The sequence below is a fragment of the Planktothrix sp. FACHB-1355 genome, assembly GCF_014748295.1.
GTDB classification, from domain to species: domain Bacteria; phylum Cyanobacteriota; class Cyanobacteriia; order Cyanobacteriales; family Aerosakkonemataceae; genus Aerosakkonema; species Aerosakkonema funiforme_A.
This window is the reverse complement of sequence record NZ_JACJUP010000986.1, coordinates 1-2,676: the sequence shown is the minus strand read 5'-3', so window position 1 is coordinate 2,676 and position 2,676 is coordinate 1. Positions and strand designations below refer to the sequence as shown.

Below are 2,676 nucleotides of genomic sequence, written 5' to 3'. Positions count from 1 at the left end.
GAGTGGGGGAGCGGGGGAGTGGGGGAGAAAAGAACAACAGGTAACTTGCGATCGATAATCTTACGGCGGGAAGGGAGTAAGCAAAATTTGTTGCCCAGATCCCCGACTTCTTCAAGAACTCGGGGATCTAGCTCCAGCTTATCTTAGTGCTATTCCACCATGCCCCAAATTGATAACAAAAATTAATATTTTACCCCATCAACCCAAAAGAATCGCATCAATTGCCTAAAAAAATCCCTCTCTTATCTGCGTTTATCTGCCTACATCTGCGGTAAAAATTTAACCCTCGATCGCAACAGACAATTTTTCCCATAACTCATATAATACCGATGTAACAGGACACAATATCGCATCATAGCTAGTAGCATCAAACAGCATATAATACTTCGCAATAAGAGTCAAAAAAACAAATCTAAAATCTGCTATTGAAAATTTGCAATAATTTTAATCTGTCTCAAAATTTTTGTTGCCGATAAGCAGATAAGTTGTCATTTCGCCTTTACCTTTTACCTGAATTGGGCCGCGTTTTTCAAACTCAAACTTGTCATCTAAACACTTGTAAGTCGCCTCTGTCACCTGAATACAGCCTGACAAACCGTGAGATTCCATGCGGCTGGCAGTGTTAACAGTATCACCCCACAAATCGTAAATAAACTTTTTGATGCCAATTACTCCGGCGACAACTGGCCCAGTGTTGATACCGATTCGCATACTGAAATCTACATTGTTGAGTGCATTAAATTGCTTAATTTCTAACTGCATATCAAGGGCCATTTTGGCTATTGCTTCGGCGTGGTCTTGGCGAGGTATGGGAAGACCTCCAACTACCATATAAGCGTCCCCAATAGTTTTAATTTTTTCTAACCCATGTTTTTCCACCAGTCGATCGAATGCCGAGAATATTTCGTTAAGTAATGTAACAAGTTCTACTGGCGATGTGCGAGCTGCTAGCTTAGTAAAGCCAACGATATCGGCAAATAGCACCGTTACTTCTGGGAAGTTATCGGCAATAGTCGATTCTTCTTGTTTCAAGCGATCGGCAATTGGTTGTGGTAAGATATTGAGTAACAAATGCTCGGATTTTTCTTGTTCTGCTTTTAGTTGTTTTAAAGAAGATTCTAACGCGGCTAACATCCAATTTATTGTTGTTGCCAAAGTGGATAATTCATCTTTGCCTTGGCTGGATACGCGCATGGAAAGATCGCCTGTAGCGCCAATAGTTTTGACGTTATCGCTGAGACGAGCTAACCGCAACAAAACCATTTTTTCTAACAGCAGTAAATTGGCGACGCCAAAGACGAAGCCAACTCCCAATAAGGAGAATAGCAGAAAAATTAAACTTGTTTTTCCTTGATTGTAAAGAAACCTATGTAATTTGACTTCTAAAAGTAAAACTGGTTGGCCGTAAATATTTTTGAGGAATGTGTATCCAGCAATTGAATTATCATTTAAATGTCGCACGACAATGTTATCGTTGGCAATTGGTGAATTGCGATCTTTTTCTGTTACTTGCTGAGTTTTGGCTTTAATTTCTTCCTCTTTACTTGTTAATTCGGAATGCACTTCCTGTAAGTTGGGGGGTAGCCGAGTATCGTTTAAAGGATAAACGCTCAAAGATAATTGGGTGAGGGCGGCTAAACGCTTAATTTCTTCGGCATCTAGGTAGCGTCCCATGACGACGGTGCCGCGAATTGGGCCTGTGTATTTGTTGGTAACGATCGGATGAGAGGCAATTAGGAGTGTACCTTCTGGTAATTGAAGAATTCCGGTATGGTTGCTTTTTGGGTTAGCGTGTTGTAGCAGAAGCGTCTCTGACTTCAGATGTTCTTCTAGCGCTTTTGGTACGGGAATAGCTTTCTTACGCTTGAAATCAAAGGCTTTGCTGAATATTTTTTGACCGGAAGAATCGATTAGTACAGTAACGTTGAGCCTAAAATCCGAAAAAGTTTGATTGCCGAGATTGACTTTGATATAACGGGGATTTTTATTCTCCATAAAAGAGTATGTTTCGTCCCACACGCCCCACTGACGAACTGCAATGTCTACGTCACCAATATCTTCGGATAAGCCATCCAAAGCTCGTTTCACGCCTTGGTTAGTATACTCTTTCTCTAATTCATAGATATGCCTCATGAGGAGGAAGGATGCAGTGGCATACAAAACTCCAACTAGCCCCGCAAGCGTTAGACTGATAATCAGCAGTGTTTTTTGACGCAGTTTCATGAGGTTGGCGATCGAGATAATCGGTGATGAGATCGGTAATGGCAAAAAATGTTCATTACCGTTGTTGTTCCCATCCATGTTGCACTGAGTTTAGCCAGACTGACAATAGCATCTCAGTTCCATTTGAGTTTCTCACGACCAGCCGCTTGACGGGCCAGAGCATTGACATTGTAGCTTCATCAAATTTTTATAAGACAAGCTTCTACTATATTTTGTTTGTAAAGATGCGCGAGAAAGCCTTGGCACTCCCAGATGCCGGGTGGCAGGATTGAACTATCTAAAGGATGAGCTTAAGTACCTCCAGGGATAGATGACATATATGAAGATAGCAACTAAAGCAGCCTTTGCGCTCCCCATTTCTCTCATCGTTACATCTATAGCGGCCCTACCTTCGCTGGCAGGAACTTTAACCTACGCCACGAAAGTAGAGTTTTACAATAACAAAGGCACGCC

At 41.7% G+C, this 2,676-nt stretch carries 1 protein-coding gene; it reads right to left on the bottom strand.

From position 1 onward, the window contains the following. Window positions 1-444: 444 nt before the first annotated feature. The gene (locus H6S82_RS27925; protein ID WP_242057136.1) at window positions 445-2,301 is read right to left on the bottom strand and encodes an adenylate/guanylate cyclase domain-containing protein; all 1,857 of its coding nucleotides are present in this window, start codon (window positions 2,299-2,301) and stop codon (window positions 445-447) included. Between the last annotated feature and the right edge of the window lie 375 nt (window positions 2,302-2,676).